Source organism: Bacillus nitratireducens, assembly GCF_001884135.1.
GTDB lineage: Bacteria > Bacillota > Bacilli > Bacillales > Bacillaceae_G > Bacillus_A > Bacillus_A nitratireducens.
Map to the genome: position 1 here is coordinate 84541 of NZ_MAOC01000069.1, position 23412 is coordinate 107952.

General features: G+C 34.4%; 13 protein-coding genes and 4 pseudogenes. 6 read left to right on the forward strand and 11 right to left on the reverse strand.

What is annotated here, in order from left to right; translation table 11 throughout:
• Nucleotides 1-30: 30 nt before the first annotated feature.
• From BAU23_RS18340 to BAU23_RS18355, 4 genes and pseudogenes are all read right to left on the reverse strand, one after another.
• The gene (locus tag BAU23_RS18340) at nt 31-1815 is read right to left on the reverse strand and encodes a sensor histidine kinase (RefSeq protein WP_071734955.1); all 1785 of its coding nucleotides are present in this window, start codon (nt 1813-1815) and stop codon (nt 31-33) included.
• The gene (locus tag BAU23_RS18345) at nt 1812-2498 is read right to left on the reverse strand and encodes a response regulator transcription factor (RefSeq protein WP_016129841.1); all 687 of its coding nucleotides are present in this window, start codon (nt 2496-2498) and stop codon (nt 1812-1814) included. The genes BAU23_RS18340 and BAU23_RS18345 overlap by 4 nt, the downstream gene beginning before the upstream one ends.
• 384 nt (nt 2499-2882) lie before the next feature.
• Nucleotides 2883-3305: a DUF1801 domain-containing protein gene (locus BAU23_RS18350; RefSeq protein ID WP_016129842.1), complete on the reverse strand. Its 423-nt coding sequence runs from the start codon at nt 3303-3305 to the stop codon at nt 2883-2885.
• A gap of 304 nt (nt 3306-3609) precedes the next feature.
• Nucleotides 3610-3875, reverse strand: a pseudogene (locus tag BAU23_RS18355) (IS200/IS605 family element RNA-guided endonuclease TnpB); the annotation flags it as partial.
• 1015 nt (nt 3876-4890) lie between these two features.
• On the opposite strand from BAU23_RS18355, the pseudogene BAU23_RS30665 reads away from it, so the two are divergent.
• Nucleotides 4891-5194, forward strand: a pseudogene (locus tag BAU23_RS30665) (DDE-type integrase/transposase/recombinase); the annotation flags it as partial.
• Between the two features lie 587 nt (nt 5195-5781).
• On the opposite strand, the gene BAU23_RS18370 reads toward BAU23_RS30665, so the two are convergent.
• The 4 genes from BAU23_RS18370 to BAU23_RS18385 all read right to left on the reverse strand — a co-directional run bounded on the left by BAU23_RS18370 (nt 5782) and on the right by BAU23_RS18385 (nt 10515).
• The gene (locus BAU23_RS18370) at nt 5782-6171 is read right to left on the reverse strand and encodes a YidH family protein (protein WP_061675783.1); all 390 of its coding nucleotides are present in this window, start codon (nt 6169-6171) and stop codon (nt 5782-5784) included.
• A gap of 489 nt (nt 6172-6660) precedes the next feature.
• Nucleotides 6661-7845 (reverse strand): serine hydrolase domain-containing protein, encoded by a 1185-nt coding sequence (locus tag BAU23_RS18375; RefSeq protein WP_061675784.1) that lies wholly within the window; start codon nt 7843-7845, stop codon nt 6661-6663.
• 28 nt (nt 7846-7873) lie between these two features.
• Entirely contained in the window at nt 7874-9109 is a 1236-nt protein-coding gene (locus tag BAU23_RS18380; RefSeq protein WP_071734956.1) for an MFS transporter, read from the reverse strand.
• Nucleotides 9110-9333: 224 nt separating this feature from the next.
• Nucleotides 9334-10515: a CaiB/BaiF CoA transferase family protein gene (locus BAU23_RS18385; RefSeq protein WP_061675786.1), complete on the reverse strand. Its 1182-nt coding sequence runs from the start codon at nt 10513-10515 to the stop codon at nt 9334-9336.
• A 129-nt stretch (nt 10516-10644) separates the two neighbouring features.
• Between BAU23_RS18385 and BAU23_RS18390 the strand changes: the two genes are divergently transcribed.
• On the forward strand, nt 10645-11547 hold the full coding sequence (locus tag BAU23_RS18390) for a LysR family transcriptional regulator (RefSeq protein WP_071734957.1): 903 nt from the start codon (nt 10645-10647) through the stop codon (nt 11545-11547).
• Between the two features lie 245 nt (nt 11548-11792).
• A complete protein-coding gene (locus BAU23_RS18395; protein WP_071734958.1) occupies nt 11793-12359 on the forward strand; it encodes a recombinase family protein in 567 nt (188 codons plus the stop codon).
• Between the two features lie 520 nt (nt 12360-12879).
• On the opposite strand, the gene BAU23_RS18400 is transcribed toward BAU23_RS18395, so the two are convergent.
• Nucleotides 12880-14925: a sigma 54-interacting transcriptional regulator gene (locus BAU23_RS18400; RefSeq protein ID WP_071734959.1), complete on the reverse strand. Its 2046-nt coding sequence runs from the start codon at nt 14923-14925 to the stop codon at nt 12880-12882.
• Between the two features lie 269 nt (nt 14926-15194).
• Here BAU23_RS18400 and BAU23_RS18405 point away from each other — a divergent pair.
• Nucleotides 15195-16607 (forward strand): annotated as a pseudogene (locus BAU23_RS18405) (YfcC family protein).
• Between the two features lie 36 nt (nt 16608-16643).
• Nucleotides 16644-17816 (forward strand): beta-aspartyl-peptidase, encoded by a 1173-nt coding sequence (iadA, locus tag BAU23_RS18410; protein ID WP_071734960.1) that lies wholly within the window; start codon nt 16644-16646, stop codon nt 17814-17816.
• A 411-nt stretch (nt 17817-18227) separates the two neighbouring features.
• On the opposite strand, the gene BAU23_RS18415 is transcribed toward iadA, so the two are convergent.
• Complete coding sequence (locus tag BAU23_RS18415; protein ID WP_071734961.1) at nt 18228-21509, reverse strand: VaFE repeat-containing surface-anchored protein; 3282 nt, start codon at nt 21507-21509, stop codon at nt 18228-18230.
• Nucleotides 21510-22010: 501 nt separating this feature from the next.
• Here BAU23_RS18415 and BAU23_RS30240 point away from each other — a divergent pair.
• Entirely contained in the window at nt 22011-22187 is a 177-nt protein-coding gene (locus tag BAU23_RS30240; protein ID WP_165444519.1) for a hypothetical protein, read from the forward strand.
• A gap of 465 nt (nt 22188-22652) precedes the next feature.
• Here BAU23_RS30240 and BAU23_RS18420 read toward each other — a convergent pair.
• Nucleotides 22653-23342: pseudogene (locus tag BAU23_RS18420) on the reverse strand (IS6 family transposase).
• Nucleotides 23343-23412: the final 70 nt, after the last annotated feature.

The following is a 23412-nucleotide window of genomic DNA, read 5'->3' on the forward strand; positions in this document are numbered from 1 at the left end:
AAATCGACAAAAACGTGTAGAACGAAAATTCTACACGTTTTTATTTAAATAGAAGAAAAATAATACTCCATCTTCTGTATTCAAAACACCATATTCCACGCCATGCAGTTCTAATATATTTTTTGAAATAGCAAGACCCAATCCTGTTCCACCTTTGGAGCGTTGACGAGACGTATCTCCTCGATAAAAACGATCCCATATTTTCTCTAAATGTTCTAGTTCAATATGTGCTCCTTTATTTTCTACACATACTTTTACACGTTCATTCTCTTCTATTGTAGAAATAATAATATTCTCATGTTCTGGTGTATAACGAATCGCATTTGTAATAAAGTTAGTAACCACCTGTTCTATTCGATGTGGATTTGCAACAACTTCAATTTTAGAAAGTTGTTTATGCACATGTAATTGCTTAGCTGTTATATCCGAGGTTAATTGCTCACATATATAATCAATCATCTCGTCAATATGGAAAACATCCATTTCCATTTTATACGTACCAGATTCGAATTTTGCTAACTCCAGCATATCAATAATGAGCATATCCATTTTATCTACTTCTTTTGACATTGCTTTAAAGTAATAATCCTTTTTATTACTAGCAACACCATCCTCCAAAATTGAAATACAGCTCTTCATAATACTTAAAGGTGTTTTTAACTCATGTGAAACACCCGCAATAAATTCTTTACGTGTATTTTCTAATTGCTTTTCTTTCTCTATATCTTGCTGCAATTGATGAATATACGAATGCAACGCTTTAGAAAGTGTATTAATATTTTGTGATAAATCACCTATTTCATCCTTTGTAGTAATAGGTATCATCTCTGAGAAATCTAAGCCTGCGATTTTTTTTGTAGTATCATTTATTTGTAATAGTGGTTTGGCAATTTTCTTTGAGTAATAGAACGATATCAACACGATTAGAATCAATACAAATAGAATTAAATATACATAATAATCCTTTATCATTTGCACAGCTTCATCAACTGGTTGCAATGATGTCATAGCAAATATGTAATTTACCTTACCATCTGCATCTTTTGTTGGTTTGATTAATAGTTTATATTTAATATCATTTTCTTCATAATCGACTATTTCTGTAGAAGTAATATTACTTGATTTTTGATTTAATATTAAATCAACCTGAAATTGTTTTATTCTATCTATTAACACACGATTTCCATAAATAGAGTTAGTTCCTACAGTACCCTCCGGTAACTGCACGTTCTTAATGCTTCCTGCTAAATATAATTGCGAACTTTCTTTTGAAGATGCGTTTTTTTGTCCATATAACATTTCTGATAGTTGCTTGTTCTCCAGCCCAACATTCTTCTCTTTTATTGTTAACATCGCAGGGACCACTATATCCCCCTTCTGTAATCCGTCGATAATAATATGATTCCCCTGTTCTAAACTATATTTTATCCTTTGTATATCTTCTAAATTAATAAAACTATACAACGGTATCTGAATTAAACGTTCAGAAAAGGTCTTATTTTCGTTAGGATCTAACTGAATTTCTAAAGAAAAATCATTTGCATATTTTATATTTCCTACACTATCTAACGTTGTAATCCATGTCGCATTATCTTGGTAGAAATTTTGTTCCAACTCTTGAATCCTTTTCGCGTCATCTCCAGCTTTTATATATGCCTTTTCAAAGGATTGAATATTCGTTTTAATATCATTAACTTTTCGATTCGAATAATATTGCTTAAAAAATATGGTTTGTCCAATAAAAATAGTCACTAAAATAAGTGTGCATAATGCCGTTGTTAATATAAATAGTTTTAATACAATTCCTTTTTTCATACCTGTCCCTCAAATTTATAACCAGTTCGCACAACGGTTACAATACAAGTCGCTTTTTGCCCTAATTTATGACGCAAATTACGAATATGACTATTAACAGTACGATCATCCCCAGCGAATTCATAACCCCAAATTTTAGTGATTAGTTGTTCTCTCGAAATTACAATCCCTTGATTTTGCATGAAATACGTTAATATTTCAAATTCTGTATGTGTCATACTTATGTCTTCCCCATCTACAGTTACTGTACGAGAAGGGAAATGTACATGGATACCACTACTAGTTAATGTGTCTGCAGTAGATACATTAACAGTGGAAGAATATCGGCTTTCAATTAATCGTTTTGCCCTTGCCAATAAAATAGGAGGACTATATGGCTTGGTAACATAATCATCCGCTCCCAGTTCAAATCCGAGTAAGGTATCATCCTCATCCACCCGAGCCGTTAGCATAATAATAGGTACATTAGATTTCTTCCGAATTCGCCGGCAAACCGACCAACCATCTAATTCCGGTAACATAATGTCTAAAATAATTAAATGTACCTCATGTTCTTCAAATATAGATAACGCTTCTTTCCCATCAATCGCCTCTAAAACGTTATACCCTTCGTTTAGTAGGTAATCCTTCATAATTTCACGTAAAATATCTTCATCTTCTACAATTAAAATTGTTCTTTGCATATTTCATCTTCCCCACGATTCATTTTATTTTTATGAAGAAATAGTTCATTTTATATGTTAACCAATTAGAAATCTTTCACTATTTCTGTCACCACTAAATGCAACATAGTTATATAAAGATAATAGTATGCTGATATAAAGATAAAATGCAGAGATAGCCTTAACATTGAAATTCTATTATGAATTTTGTATTTGTAGGTAATGGGCTACCGCCACATCCCCATCAAGCTAAGACAATGAATAATCCCCAAAACGAAATAAATAGTTTGGGGATGTTTATGTTTTATAATTGCTAGATATAAAACATGAATTTTTAAGGACAGTATATAGAAATCTAAAAGAGCTCCTTCCTATTTTATTTTTTAATTTCACCTATAAATTTTATTAATGATTTGGATACGTTTCTTTCAAAAAACTTATAGATTGTTTAATTAGCGCTTTTAGAACATTACTATCAATATCTGCTATTTTATTAATATAAATACACGATTTTCCAGAGGTATACTTTCCAAAGTTTTTTAATAGTTCTTCTCGCTTAGGGTCACCAGTAGCAAAATATAGACTAATTTTAGCTTTTCTCGGGGAAAATCCTACTAATGGAGCATCTCCCTCATGACCGGATGCATATTTATAATGGTACGTACCAAATCCTATAATGCTTGGTCCCCACATTTTTGCTGTATAGCCTGTTGTTTCAGTAAATATATCTAATAATTGATATGCGTTTTCTCGTTTTTTAAGATTTTCAACACTTTCAATAAATTCAATTACACTATTGTTAGTTTCTTTTGTTTTAAGTTTGTACATATTAAAATCACTCCTTTTTAGATATAGGTTTCATAACATATTTAATTATTATATATGGCTCATCATACATGTCTCTCGACTTTAAATGTTTTATGACCCTTAAATACACAAAATCTTTATTATTATGGGGTGGATATGGGAGACGTATATAGTGCAGTAAGATATTTGTTGGTTTTCTACTTGTATCAGTATTTGGTCTGGGATCTTTCGTGAATATCTTACTTTTATTTAGCCGCAGCTTCAAGTGTTTTGCCTTTCTTTTCAAGGTTACCAATCTTTCCTATGACTTTTCGAATAACACTTAATGTGTAGCACAAGAAGTGCAATCCCACTCACGACGATTTAGATTTTTAACGTCTTTGATACAACAATAACTTGCTTCCTGTACCATTTCCCTTTGTAGTTCAACATACTTCTAAACTGTGACCACGATACTTCGTTGATTGCTTTTGCAAGCTTTCTATTTTTGAGCATATTATTGATTTGTAAATCTTCCATACTGGTGACATCGTGATTTTTGATGATCTTAGCAAAAAGTTTATACAAATAAACAGCTCTTGCATTTGTGATTCTCTATACTCTTTTTTCTAGAATGTACCCTCATTTAGAAAACTTTGCAACAGAACCCGTTAACCGATTGACTCTATTAATACCCTATTCAATGTCCTTTCATCTCCGTTAGAGCTTTTATATGTTCTTAAAATTGTCAAAATCACTTTGATTTTTCATAAAAAAATTTTGATATTATATTGGTACAAGGTCATGTGTTCCCTTAACCCAAAACCTTACTGATGCCCTGTAACCCTTGACGGGGCTTTTTATTTATCTTTTTTCTAGAAGTTAAAGATACCTCTTGATGACTGCCACACTATTGTATACTCCCCTAGCTTTTAAATTACGTGTCATTGCTAAGATTTTCTTTCGTTCATATTCGTGCGCGCTGTTCTCTATCCATCCCTCATAATCACTTTTATCTATCCTCTCTATCACATATGCTAATACAACAAGAACCAGCAATATACCAATACCATGATTAGCGAGTTACACCTAGTCCTCACTTGTTGTTACATAGGATATTTTACTTTGAGAAGAATCTGAATCTCTAACTCTCTCATTCGTCAGCAATTTACACTCAATAATTTTGAGCTCGTCCTCATCTAATAAGTTATCAAGCACCCTTTCGACCTCATGCACCGTCCACTTATTTGTATTCCTTGGATTACGCAACTCAGGAAACAAACTGATTATTGATTCCTTCTTGCTGCTCTACTCCACGCTCGGTACGTGTTTTTAAAGTGCGGTCCTCTTTTAAGGTGCTAACTACTTCCTTTTATACCTTCTTCTTCGTTTCTTTGTCCAATATGGGTAATAAAGACAATTGAACCACTTAAAATTCCTATATTTTTAAATTTGTCATTTTAATAATAATTAAGGTACGTGAAATTTTTGCATCCCTAACATTAATGCTCCTATCACTGTGAATTTTAAATAGAAGCATTATGAACAGGAGATTATTCTATTACCAGTTAGATGTTATCTCTGGTACTAAGTTATCGAGATTGGTAGAAATGGATCGAAGCTAAATAAACGCGTTCGTCATCATTTGAAGAAAACAAATAATGACGAACGCGATTCTATGAAACATATATCAAAGTTAAAGAAAAATGAATATACTTGTATCGAATTGTGGATTCTAGAGGAAACACTGTTGATTTTATTTAAGTAAAAATAGAAAAGCGAAATCAGCTAAACGTTTCTTCAAAAGGGCTGTAGCTTCTTGTCATACCTCAAAACCTCGTGTCCTTACAGTTGATAAAAAAACAGCCTATCCAAAAGCCATAAAACAATCACCAAAAGCAAGAAACCTACCTACAGGACTTAGTGACAGGGTTGCTGCTCTAGACCGAAAAGTAGAGTTTTCATCCTCTATTCAAAAGATTACACTCAAAATAGTGATTATTCTAATGTTAGGGGATTGACAGCTTTATTTTATCATCACGTCAATCTATATGGAACTTTTGAACCCGATATGGATCAGCGAATACCTATTAAGTTGAAAGTGTCATAGTTTCCATCATTTCGATTGGAGATAAAACCAGCTAATATCCCGTCAGATGACCTACTGATATAAGCGGATCAAGATGAGTGTAATCATATTTCCTTAGTTTATTTTAATGACAGGTTTTTTGCCGTTTTTGGTCTAAAAATTTTCGTGATTATAGTATTCTGTTAAATGGGTAACTTCATAAGTGTGAACCGGATTTCAACATCCATTTAATCTTTTACAATTGAGGCGGTTTCTTTAAAAGAATCATACATATTAGTCATGCTAATTTGTATGATCCTTTTAATTGAGCCATTAATAATACTTATTTTGCGTAAATAACAAAATAGTGATCCTTTTATAATATGGCAGAAATTCGCAAAAATCTTTCGAGGATTAATAAATTGGTTTATTTTAAAAATATTAACCAGACTACATAAATAATAAGAAAGAAAGATACATAAAAATAATGAAAATTAAGAAGGAGAATAGGGAAGTTATAAAGAAAATACAGTGGTTAGAAGGAATAAATATACCATTTTGAATTTCTTTCCTTTTCTTTGAATATTGAAGGGTTGCCAATACTCCTATTATAAAACCTACAATACATGCAAAAATGCCTAGGAATGTTGCTACATTATTAATATACTGATTTGAACTAATTTTAATAGTAAAATGCAAAGAAGTTGTCAAAAAACCTACTCCTACAATAGATACAGCAGTCCGTATCCAAGCTAAATAAGTTCTTTCATTAGCTAAATGTTGTTGTGCATATTTTACACTTTCTTCTGTTACTACTTTCATTTTATTTAAACCTTCCATAAATGGTAATCCCCCTTCCTGTAGCGTTTTTGTGAGAGTCTCGTATTCTGTGAAAGTTTATGTTATATGGTGAATACAAGGATAAAGATTTTTTCTTACTTTAGTAAGTTTCTGTTTTCCGTCTACTCCACTAAAACAGAGTATAGGAAAAAATCCTCTGACAGTTCCTAAAATTATAAATGATTTTTTTACTTTCTAAGCGCTTGTCATCTTATACGATCCATCTAATAGATATTGTTTTGTTGATGTGCATGGGACAATATCCCATGCACATCAACTTAAGAGAAAAATCCCCCATACCCATCAAGCTAAGATATTTAATCATTCCAAAAGTGAAATTTACCTTTCTTCAGTTGTCTATGTAAATCATTTCACTTTCTCTTTTGAAGGTCATTTTTTTCTTAGGCTTGATGGAGATGGTATCACCACAGTATTTAGCGGAAAACATTCGATAATCTTAAAAGCCTTCACTCTCAACTTCTATTGGTTTTATTGCTTTAGTACATACTTTATTATCGTTTGAAAAGCAATAGTTTCCTTTGCACGCGGCAGATGAGAAGATAGTTTTACAATTACTATATCAGCTTTAGGTGCAATGTATATTTGCTGGTCAAAACGCCCACGGGCTGAATATCCGCCAAATTGATCATGGCTAATCCACCATTGATTAAGGTAAGAGAATTCAGCAAGATGACTATGAGTAATACTTTCTGCAAGATATTTTCGGTTACCACCTTTTTTAATGTCCTTTATTATATGTTCCGGAATAATTTGTTGGCCATTGTAGTAACCATCATTAAGCATCATTTCACCAAATCGTGCCAAGTCACGCAATGTAGCCCGCATTCCGCAATTGGAAATATCCGTACCGATTAAATCTACTTGCATCTCTGCGTTTTCTTCTGCCCCCAGTTTAGACCAGATTTTTTCTTGAATTAATTCCGCCATATTTTTTCCAACCAAGCGTTTGACAATCCATCCCAATGTTTCTGTTTGTCCATTTTCATAATAAAATGCAGTACCAGGTATTTTATCTATTTTACTCGACAGCATAAATTCATAAAGGTTTTCCGGTCCAGTGTAGTTATCAGGTTTTGGCATTGAACCTGATGCAATAAAAATGGGTGTACCCCGGCCTATTCCCCATGGTGTATCGGCTTCCATATATTTCACAGGAACCTGCATATCAAGCAATTGCTGAACAGTCCCTTCACCAAGTCCTGTTCCTTTTAATTCAGGTACATAGAAGGAAGCTTTTTTATTTACATCTAGCAATCCTTCATCAGCAAGCAAACTAACAATCAAACCTACAAAAGATTTTGTAGCAGAGTTCATTGCATGTAGTTCATAAGATTTATAACCGTTAAAATAGTTCTCATACATGACTTTCCCTTTATGCATCACTAAAAAAGCATCCGTATTAGTTCTTTCAAGATAGGCTAAAACACTTTCACCATTGTTATCGTTTATTTTTTCTAAATCTAACTGATCTTTAGTATATGATAATTGGGTGGACTTTTGGTTTCCTCTCCATATGATACGGCTAGCGCTTAGTTCACCGCTATGACAATACTGCTGCAAATTTTTTTGAGAAGTAAACCAATTATCCTTCGTAACAATATCTTCTGGACGAGGTGGAAAAACTTTCATTTCATTCTTTGTAATGGACTGCATGACAATCCCTCCTGCTTTTTTATTTTAGTTAAAAAGATTGCTCTATAAACACATTTTCTTTTGCTTCTTTGACGTTGTTTTTAATCGTTAGAGCCACAATTGCCCCTGCCAATGAAGCAGAAATTAAAAACCAGGAAGCAACATTGTAAGAACCGTTAAACACAGTAAGAACGAACCCAATTACGGCTGGAGAGATACCCCCGGCAATTTGTGCGCCAAAACTAATAAACCCTGTAACAGAACCAGTTAATTCCTTTGCTGAGTATTTAATGGTAATTGTGTATAGTGATGTTCCAATAAAAGCAATTGAAATAGAATTTAAGGTCAAATAAACAATTCCATGTGAAACAGACGTTGCATTAAACATCAAATAAAGAAGGATGGCAGATGAAATTGATCCTGCCACTGCCAAGTATTTTTCTCTTCCACTCATATATTTATCTAAAATCCAGCCGCTTACATTAAACATAAGAAAGGAGGCAAGATACGGTATGGCCATCAAGGCACTTGCTGACAATAAATCTAAACCCTTACTTACCCAATAAGTAGGCATCCAGGAAATAATACCCCAGTTCACTATATTTGAAAAAAATTTAGTGAAAAATATCTTCCAAAAATTTTTTGTTTCAAATAACTTTTTATAAGGAACTTTTTTTTGATTTTGCTTCTCTTTATTTATTTGTATATCTTCCGGAGATTTTAGATAAACCCAAAATGCCCATGCTATCAAAACACCTATAATACCAATGCTGACAAACATCCATCTCCACCCAAGGGAAACCACCATAACCCCTATTGTTATTGAGCCTAGCGCACCACCGAACGTTTGTGCAGATAGAAAGAAGGAACTTGCTCTACCCCTTTCGTTTTCGGGAAAGTTTTCGGAAATAGATCTTAAACTGGCAGGAAAAACACTTCCTTCCCCAATACCAAACAGGAAACGAAACAAAAGTAGTGATGCAAATGACCAAGCAAAACTCGTAAGAGAAGTAAAAATCGAAAAAGCTAAGATGGAAAGTACTAAAATTTTACGTGATCCATATTTATCTGTAAGCCATCCTCCTAATGGGTGCATAAGGGCGTAGCTGAAAAAGAAAATACTTATGATCAAGCCTGATTCAAAAGAATTAAGCTGCAGGTCTTTCTGAATCGGGATGATAGCTACGTTTATCGCCGCTTTGTCAATGTAACTTACTGTCATTCCTATAAATAAGAGACTAATAACAATAGATTTACGCTTACGGTCGGTTAAATTATTTTGCATTTATTCACGCCCTCTTCTTAAAAAATGGTGATTGAATCGATCCTCCTTACCTTCTAACAATAAACACTAAATAAAGATCTTGCTCATGGATTAACACAAATAACCGAAGTAAAGCGCTTAAATATCAATTCATATAGTTTTTCTCGCTATCATATTTAACTGATACATTATTCATCTTCCTATACATGTAAGCCTTTACATTTTTTACGGGAAGTATATTCGTTTTAAATGATATTAGCATTTTTTAACTCACTAAGTTTGTTTTGATCCAAACCTAATAGTTGTTCATAAATTTCATAGTTGTGTGCCCCTACTTCCGGACATAGCCACTTAACTGTACCTGGTGTTTTAGACATTTTGGGTACGATACCTTGTACGGTTACGTTTTTTTTGAGTTGGTCATCAAAAATGGATAGTAAGTTTTCCCTTACTATATATTGTGGATCTTTAATAATATCCACTACGGAATAAACGGACCCATGTGCTACTTTAAAGGTAGTTAAAATAACTACTAATTCTTCATACACATGACTGGAAAAGAAGTCTTTTAAATATTTATCCAGATCTTCTCTATGCTTGACCCTTAATTCATTTGTAAGAAATCTTTTATCATCAACAAGCTCGGGATGACCAATCGCGTTCATAAGACGTTTGAACATGTTGTCTGTAGATGCTGGAATAATAATCCAACGATTATCTTTTGTAAGATATAAATCATTCGGGGCAACACCAGGATTATGGGTTCCAACTCTTTCTCTTACTTTTCCTTTGGTATCATAGTCAACAATAAAATCTTCCATTACTCTAAATAGTGGTTCATACAAGGATAAATCAATTAATTGACCTTCTCCTGTCTGTTTAAAGTGATATAGTGCAAGCATGGTGGAAAATGCAGCATATACTCCTCCGAGACCATCAGCAATTGCGAAACCGGAAGGGATAGGCTTTTCATTAGGATGACCAGTAATGTTCATTAATCCTGAAAAACCCTCAGCCACTCGTGCAAAACCGGGATTTTCTGCTAATGGACCATTTCTTCCATATGCAGAAAAATGCAGCATTACAATATTTGGTTTTACTTTAACTAAGTCCTCATAATCTATTCGCCACTTTCTCAACGTTTCAGGTCTAAAATTCGTTATAACTACATCTGATTTTTCTACAAGTTGATAAAAAACTTCAACAGCTTCTTCCTTATGCAAATCTAATGTAATACATTTTTTATTTCGATTTGTTACCTTCCATGTGTTACTTCCCCAGTTACGGCTGGCATCTCCCTTTTCAGGTTGCTCAATTTTAATCACTTCTGCTCCGAAATCACCTAACAGATTAGAAGCAAGTGGTGCAGCTAATACAGATGATACATCTAAAACTCTTATTCCATCTAAAATCGAATTCGAACTCATAAAAGATCCCCTCCTTATTAATTGTCAGAAAATATTATTTCTTCAAATTTATTTTACAATTGTTTTTTTTGCATGTAAAATATCATTATGTCATATATACTTGATTAAAAATCATACAAAGGAGCCACAATGAATATTGAGCAGTTAGAACATGTTGTAGAAGTTGCAAAGATGAAATCTTTCTCCATTGCTTCTGAAAACCTGAGAATTTCTCAGTCTGGTATTAGCAGATCCATTAGTAATTTAGAAAAAGAGTTAGGTGTGAAACTATTTGAACGTTCAAGATTAGGAACCATACTCACAGATGATGGTGAAAAAATTGTAAAAATAGCGTATGAAATTGTATCAAAGCTCCAACAGTTAAAAGAAGAGGCTAAAATACAAACGGCCAGTATCAATGGGAAATTAAGAATCTCAGCTAGTCCGAGTATGTTAATGACCATTTTGTTAAAAGCCATACCACTTTTTAAAAAAGATTATCCCGGTATTGAACTGGAAATAACAGAAAAACCAGCCGATGAAATTATTGAGAATCTGCGAAAAAATAGGATCGATATTGGTTTAACATTCATTAACGAACATATACAAAAATCAAATGATATCAAATTTGGTACGTTAGTGGACGGTAAAATAAATGTATGTGTCAATAAAAATTCCCCTTTATCTTTAAATCACGCGTTAACTCCAAAAGAAGTCTCAATGCACCCCCTAGCTATGTACAACGGTGTGAATATGAAATATTTTATTGATCATTTTTTTCATGAGCATGGGGAAATGGATGTTTTATTTACATCCAACAATATAGAGGCGGTTAAAAGAGCAGTTATTGAGGGAATAGCGATAGCTTTTATTGTTGATTTAGCATTAAAAAATGATATCTACGTAAAGAATGGGGACATCGTTCTTATTCCACTAACAGATTGTGGCATTACGACAATTCCATTTGGATGGATTCGATTAAAAAACCAATATTTAAGCTATGCAGAAAAAGAATTTATTAAGTATTTGCAGCTTGTTTCAACAAATTATTAGCAGGACGCATAAAGCTGGCGATAAGATCCAACTGTTGTTTATAGAAAGTTTAAATCATTTTCTACTGTGTTATTCCACAAACTGGCCCTTTTCTTGAATAACGTGTTTAAACGATCATTTAATTACATTCGAGCACACAGAGACTAAATTAAAGAACTTTTTTTACTCAACATGATTACCAAACACCTTTATAACAAAGTTACCTCTAGTAATATGAAAATATACAAGTTTACTGGAGGTTACATATGATTATTGGTTATGCCCGTGTTTCTACTATTGACCAAAACTTAGATCGTCAAATTAGTACTCTTTCTGAATACGGTTGTGAAAAAATAGTAAAAGAGAAGTTTACTGGTACTATTAAAGATCGAAAAGGTCTTCATCAACTTTTTGATATGCTCAGGAATGGCGATACAGTTGTAGTGGAGAGTATCTCCCGTTTAGGACGTAAAACATTAGATATCCTCAACATTATTCAACAGTTGGAAGAGACCGGAATGCAATTCATTTCTTTAAAGGAAAGTATGGATACAATAACCTCTACAGGCAAAGCGATGTTCCAAATGATGTGCGTAATTGCTAAATTAGAAAGAAATCTTATTGCTGAGAGAGTAAAAGAAGGACTTGAGGCACGTAAAAAGCGTGGAAAAACATTAGGTAGACCCAAACTAGATAAAGAAAAGCTCACTGTTGCACTTCGGATGTATGACAGTAAAGAATATTCTGTTAAAGAGATTGTCTCAGCAACCGGAATATTTAAAGGTTCTTTATATAGGGCAATAAATCGAAGAAAACTAAGAAAAATAAACTAATAAGGAGTATTTTATTTTTTCTCTACATTTACTTTGCGGTCTAGAGCAAGAACCCTGCCATTAAGCCTACAGGAATCAAGTTACTACAGATGAAAGATCTAAACAACATTGTCGAACAAGACCATCGATTTATTAAAAAATGGTTCTAATATATACTAATGTCCAAATTTTTTCACAGAGCAACCAAAAACACTTGCTGAAATAGAAGCTATGCATATGATTAGAAAAGGACAGACTTTCCACGGGAAAAAGTCTGTCCAAAAGCAGATACAACTGATTAATATTCTCTTTTGTCTTATCGCATAAACAGTCATTCCATTAGGAATGACTCATTCTTTTTACTCTTCATTATCTTCTTTTACCAGCACCTAAAAAACCGCCATCCTTTCCTATGATTCTACAGAAAGAATAGCGCTTTTTTGTTATCCGGCTATAAAAAATTCAAATATTAGTATTATCCTGTTAAGTAATGGCTAATTATATCATTTCCATTCACAATCAAAATATAGGAATGATTTCTTTAGCAATACACAGCAGACTTTGATTTAAGAAAATACAAATACTCTATTCCGGCATCAGTGATCTTTGTACCGGCCCGCCCTCTGCCTTTTACGACAAATCCTTCACTTTCTAAAATATCCAGGCGGCGACGGATTTGCTGTGGGGATAAAGCAAAGTCTGATTCTTTGCTTTTACTTGAAAGTTGATCTCTGCTTGCCGCCTTTCCTTTTTCGTTACATTGCTTGATTACTTCCAAGATAAAAACATGCTCCTTCATTTCCAGTATACTTCCACATACGGGATATTCGGATTTCACGCTGCCCCCCTCTTGTCCCAGCATGGACGGAAGATCTCCTTTCGTCACGACATTTCCCTCACAAATTGTCAGCATATAATCAATTGTGCTTTTTAATTCTCGTATATTTCCAGGCCATTCATATTGCATGAAATACTCCAGCACATCTTGTTCTATCTTTACCCATTTTCCGCTCTTTGTGATGAAATGCTTAATCAAAATTGGTATATCCGCTCTTCTCTCAATGAGTGGTGGAATGCAGAGATTAAGTACATTCAACCGGTAAAATAAATCGACTTTGAATGAACCGGCCCTTATCTTTCCTTGAAGATCTTTATTTGTTGCGGTAATCACTCGAACATTGACAGGTATAATTCTTACACCACCGATTCTGCGGATTTCTCCCTCCTGCAGAACGCGCAGCAAATGTGATTGAACAGTAAGACTCATGTCCCCGATTTCATCCAAAAAGATAGTTCCGTTATCCGCTAATTCAAACAGACCTTTCTTGCCCCCCTTTTGTGCTCCTGTAAATGTCCCTTCTTCGTAACCAAACAATTCACTTTCAAGCAGGCTCTCTGTTAATGCGCTACAATTTACAGCCAGAAACGGTCCGTTTTTTCGCAATGAATGCTCATGAATAGCATGGGCAAACAGTTCTTTTCCTGTTCCTGTTTCACCCTGAATTAAAATCGGATGTTCCGATAAGGCAAGTTTCTTGGCGATTCGCTTACGCTCTTTCATTACAATATGTTCGCCGATAATATCCTCAAATCCGTATTTTGTATGAAATCCTTTATTACGCATTTCTCTTTGCGCTGTTTTTTCAATTTCAAAGGCTTGATGTACACTCTTAAAAGTTGCGACAATTGTATTTTCTTGCATCATTTGCAAACGAAAAATTACGATATCCACGCCATCTATGTCGAAGAACTTGCTTTCATCCTTTCCATTCATGATGAAATCGGTAATATCCCGACGACTCATCACATGTTCTACATACTCATTAACCACATCTTGCGCCACAATATGAAACAATGCCGTAAGACGTTCATTGAATACCGTAATCCGCCCTTCCTGGTTAACGACTAATATTCCATCATCGACAGTTCCTAACACATTTTGGATGTGCTCACTCATCTGCTTAGCATCCCGCTCTGCATGTAATAACTTACGTTGTAATTCAATGATATTGCTAATATACCTTTCTGAAATCTTCGAGGATATATCCTTATTCAAACCACAACATTCTACAACTTCCAGAATTGTTGTCATATCAAAAAGACGTACACCTATATCAATTACTTCTTTTATGTAAGAAGGGCACAGATGTGTTTCTCCTGGCGAAACAGCAATTCGAACATCATCATAAAACAATACCCCCTTCCGAAAAGGGATAAATTGAATATGATTTATACCAAGTTGATATAAGGATTCAATAAGATTTATTGTTGCATCATCATTATCATTCACCACTAGAACTGATGAATCTTCAGGTATTCTTAAAAGTTTATCAATGTATTCATGATGAACTGTTCTCTTTCCCACAATTATTTTCTCAGCATTCACGCTATACATACCTTTTGTTTGATCATAAACAGAAGCTGATGAATACAAAATAATTGTATCTTCAAGAGACTGCGGTATTCCCTCATCCGCAGCATGGCTTTTAATATAAACATAGTCTCCAAGCAATTGTTCTAGTTGCTCCTGTAAGGCTTGCGTTGTTTTTGAGCTTCCAGCTATAAGTGTAAGTGAGGATTTTAACATTAAGACACCTGCCTATATTTAAATTGGTTCTATTATATCGCCAAAAAAGGACAATAAAAACCAAAATCTCTACTCTTGCCATAAAAATCTCCTTAAAAATCACACTATCAATATTGGCACACATATTGCATATATAAATTAATGAAGTGTCCGAGGTTATGAAAAGGAGGGAAACAGCAGAATACGAGAAAAGAACATGGTCTATTAGCGTTATTTTTGTAAGCATTCTATTTCAATCCATTTATTTTAAATACAAAGGAGGAACACATATGAGCCAACTACAAGAACAGGCTGTTTCACTTGGAAAAAAAGAGAAAAAAATTAATGTTTTTGTATTGCTATTCGGCATTCTCGTAATAGCGACTCTATTAACTTATTTTTTACCGACCGGAGAATATGCACGGATTGAAGTGAATAACCGGACTACTGTAGACCCAAATTCTTTTACATCAATAGAATCTGCTCCGGTCGGATTTTTCGATATGATAAAAGCTGTTCATACAGGAATGGTAGAAGCCGGCAATATTATATTTTTCTTATTGATTATCGGAGGATTTTTTGGTGTCTTAAGAGCAACTGGTACGGTTGATGTGCTTATCGCTACAATGGCTAGGAAGTTGGCGACGCGTGAAAAACTATTGATTCCTGTCGTGACGCTGTTTTTCGCTGTAGGTGGCTCTTTAATGGGGATGGCGGAAGAAACACTAGCTTATCTTCCTCTTATCATTCCACTGGCGTTGGCTCTGGGATTTGATGCAATTACAGGAACTGCTATCGTCATAGTAGGAGCATTGTCAGGGTTTACAACTGCCATCATGAATCCTTTCACAGTAGGGCTTGCACAAGGAATCGCAGAATTACCGATGTTCTCAGGCATAGTGTTTCGCCTTATTTTATTTGTTATCATCTACCTTGTTTCTGTTCTTTATATCTATCGTTACGCAATGAAGGTAAAGAAAAATCCTTCTGTAGGAATCTACGGAAAGTATACAAAAGAAGACGCGGAAAAATTACTGAAATCAAGTGGGAAGTTAACAGCAAGACATAAGTTCATCTTAGGAGCTTTTGTAATTAATTATATCGTTTTGGCGTTTGGTGTAATCAAATTCCAATGGTACATTACAGAAATCACATCTTTATTCCTTTTATTGACAATAATAATTGGAATCATCGGAAAACTCTCTGCAGATCAAATTGTTAACTCCTTTATCAACGGCTCTGCATCCTTGCTCGGCGGTGCCTTGATTATCGGTGTATCGCGCGCCATTCTTGTTGTATAGAATGAGGGACATATCGTTGATCCTATGCTGCACCAATTATCTGTATCAATTAAGCATATTCCGGACTATTTAAGTGTTGTTGGCATGTACAATTTCCAAGCTCTTATTCATTTTGTTCTAGCATCTGGCACTGGTCATGCGATGCTGACAATGCCGATTATGGTGCCACTTGCAGACTTATTGGGTATTACGCGCCAAACTGCAGTGTTATCTTTCTCTTTTGCTGATGGAATTGGAAATATGATTTTTCCGACCGCTACGACCTTAATGGCAGGCTTGGCCATTGCAGGAATTTCTTGGACAAAGTGGGCAAAGTGGATTCTGCCACTTGTGTTCATTCACTATCTCATCGGATTAGTAGCTGTTATCATAGCTCACTTCATAGGATATGGTCCATTCTGATATAAAACGAAAAGTATTGACAGGAGGAAAAAAGAATTGATTACCTTAATAAAAAATGGAGAAGTATACGCACCCAACTATCTAGGACGGAAAGACATATTAATTGCAGATGATAAAATCGCATTCATAGATGATAGAATCGCAATTCCTAACAACTTTGCTCCTATTCTAGTCATTGATGCGGCAAATCTTTTGGTTGTTCCAGGATTTATCGATTCACACGTTCATATTATTGGTGGAGGCGGAGAAGGCGGATTCAAAACCCGCACACCTGAGCTGATGCTTACTGATATTACAACTGCAGGTATTACAACACTAGTCGGTTTACTCGGTACTGACGGGACAACACGTAAAATGGAAAGTCTGCTTGCCAAGGCGCGGGCACTTGAAGAAGAGGGAGTTTCTTGTTTCATTCACACAGGCTCCTATCAAGTGCCAGTAAAAACGCTGACGGGAAAAATCGAAGATGATATTATTTTAATTGACAAAATTATCGGTGTTGGAGAGATTGCTATCTCCGACCATAGATCATCAGAACCTACATTTGAGGAAATAGTTAAAGTCGCCACTGCCGCACGCAATGGCGGTATTCTGTCAGGAAAAGCTGGCATAATAGAAGTTCATGTAGGGGACGGAGAAGGAAAACTTTCATTGTTGCATGAAATTGCTGATAAAACCAACATTCCAATTCGGCACTTCCATCCAACACATATAAACCGAAACGAAGAATTATTCAGGGCGGGTATTGATTACGCAAAACGAGGCGGTTACGTAGACTTTACCACAAGTACTACTCCTCAATTTTTGGAGGACGGGGAAGTGAAATGCAGTGAGGCATTACGTATAATGCTTGAAGATGGGGTCCCAGTCGGACACATCACCTTCTCCTCAGATGGACAGGCCAGCCTCCCCTTCTTTGACAACAATGGGGAGTATGCAGGCCTTCAAGTCGGAAAAGTATCTTCGCTATTTCACGAAGTACGAGAATCTGTTTTAGTGGAAGGTATTCCGTTAGAAACGGCACTAGAAGTCATTACCACGAATCCCGCACAATTGCTGAAACTTTCAAGTAAGGGCTGTATCCAAACCGGGAAGGATGCTGACATCGTATTGTTGGAAAAAGAAACGTTGGACATTCACAGCGTCATTGCAAAAGGCAAGTTTATGGTAGAAAATAAAGTTCCGATAGTGAAGGGAACATTTGAATAAGAAAGATAAGAAGCTTCTATTAATCGTTGGGGTCACGTCACATCGCTATCAAGTTAAGAAACGCATTCTTCCCCAAAACGATAAAAATGAACTTCGGTACTATAAAAAACACAAAATTTCCATTTAGGGGGTACTTTAAAAGCTTAGCTTGATGGTAATGTCGCGGTACTCCTTAATGGAGTATTATCTTTATTTTGAGCATTTAATAAAATTCTCCATGTTGTCCAGTTCTTGTTTTAATAACCTTGATAAAAATAATAGTTGTGGGAATGGCTCTAAAACCAAATCTTTATTAAAATCCTCTTTAATTTTAGCTAATTTTTTGGTTTCAATTTTCATTCTGGATCAAAAATAAATGTAAAAAGATAAGCACATCTTGTTAAAAAACAGATGTGCTTATCTTTTTAATTTCTATGCATTTTTACGTTTTAAGAAAATCACCCCACCAACAATTAACAGTAATGCGCCTGTAGCCATAGAGATCCAACTTGTAAGGTTAGTACCTGTTTGCGGTAACCATCCAATTTTAGATTGAATTTCTTTCTTAGGTTGTGGTTGTTCTTTTACTTGCTCTTTAGGTTGCTCTGATGTTGGAGTATTTTTATCTGAATTCGGCTGTTCTGATTTAGGTTGTTCCGGTTTTACCTCTTTAAATTTCACTGTTTGACCCTTATCTTCAATGTCAACGTGAATAGCAACTAAGACATTGTCTTGATACAGTTCTTCAAACACAACTACTTCTTTACCTTGTAATGCAGAAGCATTAAATATGAAATCTAATGTGATAGAACCATTTTTTTCTTTTGTAGTAAACTTGGATTCTGCTGTTACTTCTTTACCATCAACTAATAATGGTTTGTTTGTTGCTTTATCCATTAGTTTGCCTTTTACAACGTACTCTTTACCCACGATTAAGTCTTTGTATTCCACTTTATCTTGGATAGTTATAGATTTTGTAGCGTCTAATTCTTTAGAACCATCAGCTTTGTTTGTAGCTGTTGTTTTTATTGAAGGCTCTACAAATCGAACTGTTTGACCTACATCGTTAATGTCAGAGTGAGTTGCAATTACTTGACCCTCATGTAATAAGTCTTCAAACACGACTACTTCTCTTCCTTGCTGTTCAGCACCAACGAAAGTAAAGTCTAATGTTACAAAACCACTCTTTTCTTTTGCAATGAACTTAGTCTCTGCTGTTATTTCTTTACCATCAATTAATAATGGTTTGTTAATAGCTTTGTTCATTAATTTACCTTTTACAGTGTACTCTTTACCAACAACTAAGTTAGTATACTCTACTTTATCTTGAATAGTGATAGAATCCTTTGAATGAATCTCTTTTCCACCATCAGCTTTGTTTGTAGCAGTTGTTTTTACTGACGGCTTAACGAACTTAACTGTTTGACCTTTATCATTGATATCAACATGTGTAGTAACAACTTTTCCGTCTTTCAGTAACTCTTCGAATACTACTACTTCTTTTTCTTCTAAACCAGTTGCATCAAAAGTGAAATCTAGTGTAATAGAACCGTTTGCTTCTTTTGGTGTAAACTTAGTTTCAGCAGTTACTTCTTTACCATTTACAACTAATGGCTTATTAGTCTCTTTATCCATTAATTTACCTTTTAAAGTGTACTCTTTACCTACTTGTAGGTCTTTGTATTCCACTTTATCTTGAATTGTTACAGACTTAGACGTGTGCATTTCTTTTGTACCATCTTTTTTATCAGTTGCTATTGTTTTAATTGAAGGAATCTTCTCATCTTTGACGATGTGTTTAATAATTTGACCATTCTCTTTGATTTCAAAAGAAAACGTCTCTTCATTTAAGATATAACCTTTTGGTGCAACAGTTTCTTTATACGTGTATTTTCCAAATGGTAACTTTTCAAATTTAGCGATACCTTTATCATCTGTTTTACCTTTTACTACTTCTTTCCCTGCTTCGTTATAAATCGTAAATTCTGCATTTGGAAGCTTGTTGTTTCCATCAGCTACATCTACCTTTGTAATTTCCAGATCACCTTTGATAAGATGATTAACTGCTAATAGCTCAATAATTCTTCCATGTTCCTTTATTTCGAACACAATTGGTTCTGTGACAAGAACGTAACCATTTGGAGAAGTCTTTTCTACAAATGAATACTTACCATACGCTAAATCTTTAACGTTAATCTCGCCATTTTTATCTGTCTTATAATCCCCAATTACTTTTCCACTTGCATCTTTTAACTCGAATACTGCACCTTCTAATTTTTTACTTATATCCTCATTATCTACTTTTAATAGTTTTACACTACCTTTTACTTCAGTGTTTTCTACTGTAAAAGTAAGTGTTTTATTGTGCTCTTTAATTTCAAAAGGATACTTTGTTTTATTTCCAATATATCCATTTGGTGTTTTTGTCTCTAAGAAATAATACTTACCAAATGTAAGGCCTTCAACATTTGCAATTCCATTTTCTTTTGTTACTGCCTTTTTCACTTCTTTTCCATCTTCAGTAAAAACAGTGAATTCAACATTAGGTAGCACTTTACCTGAATCACTAAGTTTTTTTATTTCAATGTTCCCTTTTGCCTTGTTGTTTACTATTTGAACAGCTCCTGTTTCTCCTGTCTTAACCTCAATAGTTTGTGGTTTATCTCCTAAAACATAGCCTGTTGGCGCTTTTATTTCTTTTACAGTATAAGTACCAATTGGTAGATTATTTAATCCTGCAGTACCATCAGCACCAGTTGTGATTTTTCCAACTGATTCATTATTTGCATTAAAGACCTCAAATACCGCACCAGCTAATACTTCTCCATTTTCTCCAACCTTTTTAATTTTTAAAGAACCAGCAGCTTCCCAATTTACTGCAAGGTCACTACTAAGCTTTTCTTCATTTCTTTCTAATAGTACTGTAGCATTCTGAACAGTATCCGTACCGCGGTAAGCAATTGCTTGAACTTTTGTTAAGTTTGCAGCAACACTTAGATTAAATTCACCTGTTTGTGTATCTTTAGGAATTTGGATACGGAATTTTTCCCCAACTGAAAGCTGATCTTTCACTTCTCCATTTTCACTAACAATTTTAACTCCATTAGGTGCATTTTTCGCCACTACTTTATAAGAACCACTCTTAGCATTTGTTTGTACTGTGTATAGGTTTGTTTCAAAGAACTCACCCTTTAGTTCTGCCTTTTGCTTTTCAGCAGGAATCACATTCATAAAAATATCTTGAGTATCTTCACTTGTATTTGCAGCATTAATAATTGTCTTAGCCGCTTTTTCAACATTTTTATTTTCATGCTTTAATTCATTTACATCAAGTTGACCTAATGCATTCCAAACCGCAAGCTGAGTTGCATAATGTGCTTCATTCTGATTCGCTACCCCCAGTTGTTCTACACTTTTTTGCGGGAAACCATTTAATAGTACCCTATATACTACATTATCCGTCTTCCCCATTTCAGGAAGATCTTCACCATTTGGAGATTTTAATCCAAGAGTTAAGCAATAAGCAATTTGACCGCTTGAATTTTTAATAATTTCTGTTCGGATGTACTTACCTAGGCTATTACTATAGCTCCAGTCCATTGAATATTTTTCATGCGTCATAACCTCTGCACTAGCCCTTGGTAAAAACACATTAAGGCATAATGCTAGTACTGATAATAATGTAAAAACTCTTATAATAACTCTCTTGCCCAATTTTGAAACCTCCCTAAAATAAATTAATCCGATTGTATATCGCAATATCTAAAACATTCACGACCAACCCGAGTATCATTATAAAACAAAAAATTACAAATATTAAACCAATTTAATTAAAGAGTCAAAAAATTTACACATTTTAATGTTTTTCAAGTTTTTAATCACATTAACCATTTACAAATTTCCAAAAAAGGCCTTAATTAACAAAACTAATATGTATGTTAAGTATGTAAATACCCAGTTCTTTTTGCTCAAGTTATTAACCTTTTATCCAATACATAAGTTCCTATCTAATTCGATTTTTTTTGAATACGTTATGCAGTTTTCTAGGGACTATTTTGGGGTCCTTTCGTTTGTTACCATCTTCAAGTCCTGCAACATCATAAGCTTTGCTATGTATCTTTAACAACCACCCAAATACGCATGGACAATTGTCCAAAAATATACAAATAAATATAATATCGAGAGCAATAGGATTAAAATAAGGAGTGACTGTCTTTGTATCGTCAAACATTTGAAGATTGTGTATGGGATTGCATTATGAAAGGTGGACATAGGTTTGAATGTGAAGATATATGTCGTATGAATCCATCTAGTGCCAATTTTTACGGGTACAACTCCTACTTACAGCCAACAGTTTATTCTTCCATTTTCCCAATAGATCCAGAGTGCTAAGCCCAGTGCATAAGGAATGGTCATAGTCCCTTGTTCTGTCAAAGTGCTTGCAGAGAGAATCCATGGTAAAAATATTTTAATTCAATAAATAAGTAAAGAAACTATCTTATCTAAGATGGTTTTTTATTTTCACACACAAGATTGTTACGAATTTAGGGCCTATTTTTTACAAATAAAAAAGATGACTCATTTCTGAGCCATCTTGAATAAATAATTCGCTATATTCTTAACTGTTTCCGCAGAATATTCGTTTACAACAATAACTTTAATTCCCCAAAATTCCTTCATTCCGATTTTCCTCTCAGCCTTTTTAATACTCTTTTATCATTTTAGCCCAGAAGACTCCTTCCTCAAGGAACGCGAAGTGAGTAGGTGGGAGATCAATTGGCTAAAATAATAAAATGGTTCTGGTGCAAAAACCATTTGATAGAGACATAGAACCTACATGGATTGTTCAATTACAGATTATGATCCAATTCCAAACAACTTATATATGAATCCGACTTCATTTTGGGCAGACTTCACCTGTGGGTGAAGTTGTCCTTTTTCATCATGTGCATGGCTTCAACGCCACTCAATATAAAAGTGGATGTTTCATACGACTTGAATCCTAACATAGAACGCACACGTTTCTTAATGAAACGGTGATCCTGTTCCACTATATTATTGAGATACTTAACTTGCCTTATTTGTATGCCTTCAGGCATACGTTTCTCTTCTTTTAGCTCTTGAATCACTACGGGATAGGCTGGTTTTTTGTCTACTGTTATAACACGAGGTTTACAAATATGAGAAGCAGCCAAGGCTTTCTTGAAAAAGCGCTTGGCTGTTTGTTTATCTCTTGATTCACTTAGATAAAAATCAACGGTATTCCCTTCTGAATCGACTGCGCGATATAAATACATCCATTGATCTTTTACTTTCACATACGTTTCATCGACTCTCTAGGAATCATTTGTCGTCTTAAGATGACGTCGTACTCTTTCATCTAATTCAGGTCCATATTGATGCACCAAACGCATAATGGTGGTGTGAGCAATAGACAAACCTCGTTCGTCCATCATTTCTACCAAATCACGAAAACTTAGATTGTACCGTTAATAAGATAATATCAGGCTGATATTGCTTCCGTTTGAACATTTTTTCCTTTTCCATACTGATCACACACCTTTTATAGAGTTGTACTATTATTATGTCCAAGATTTAGAGATTCGTTGCAATTTCC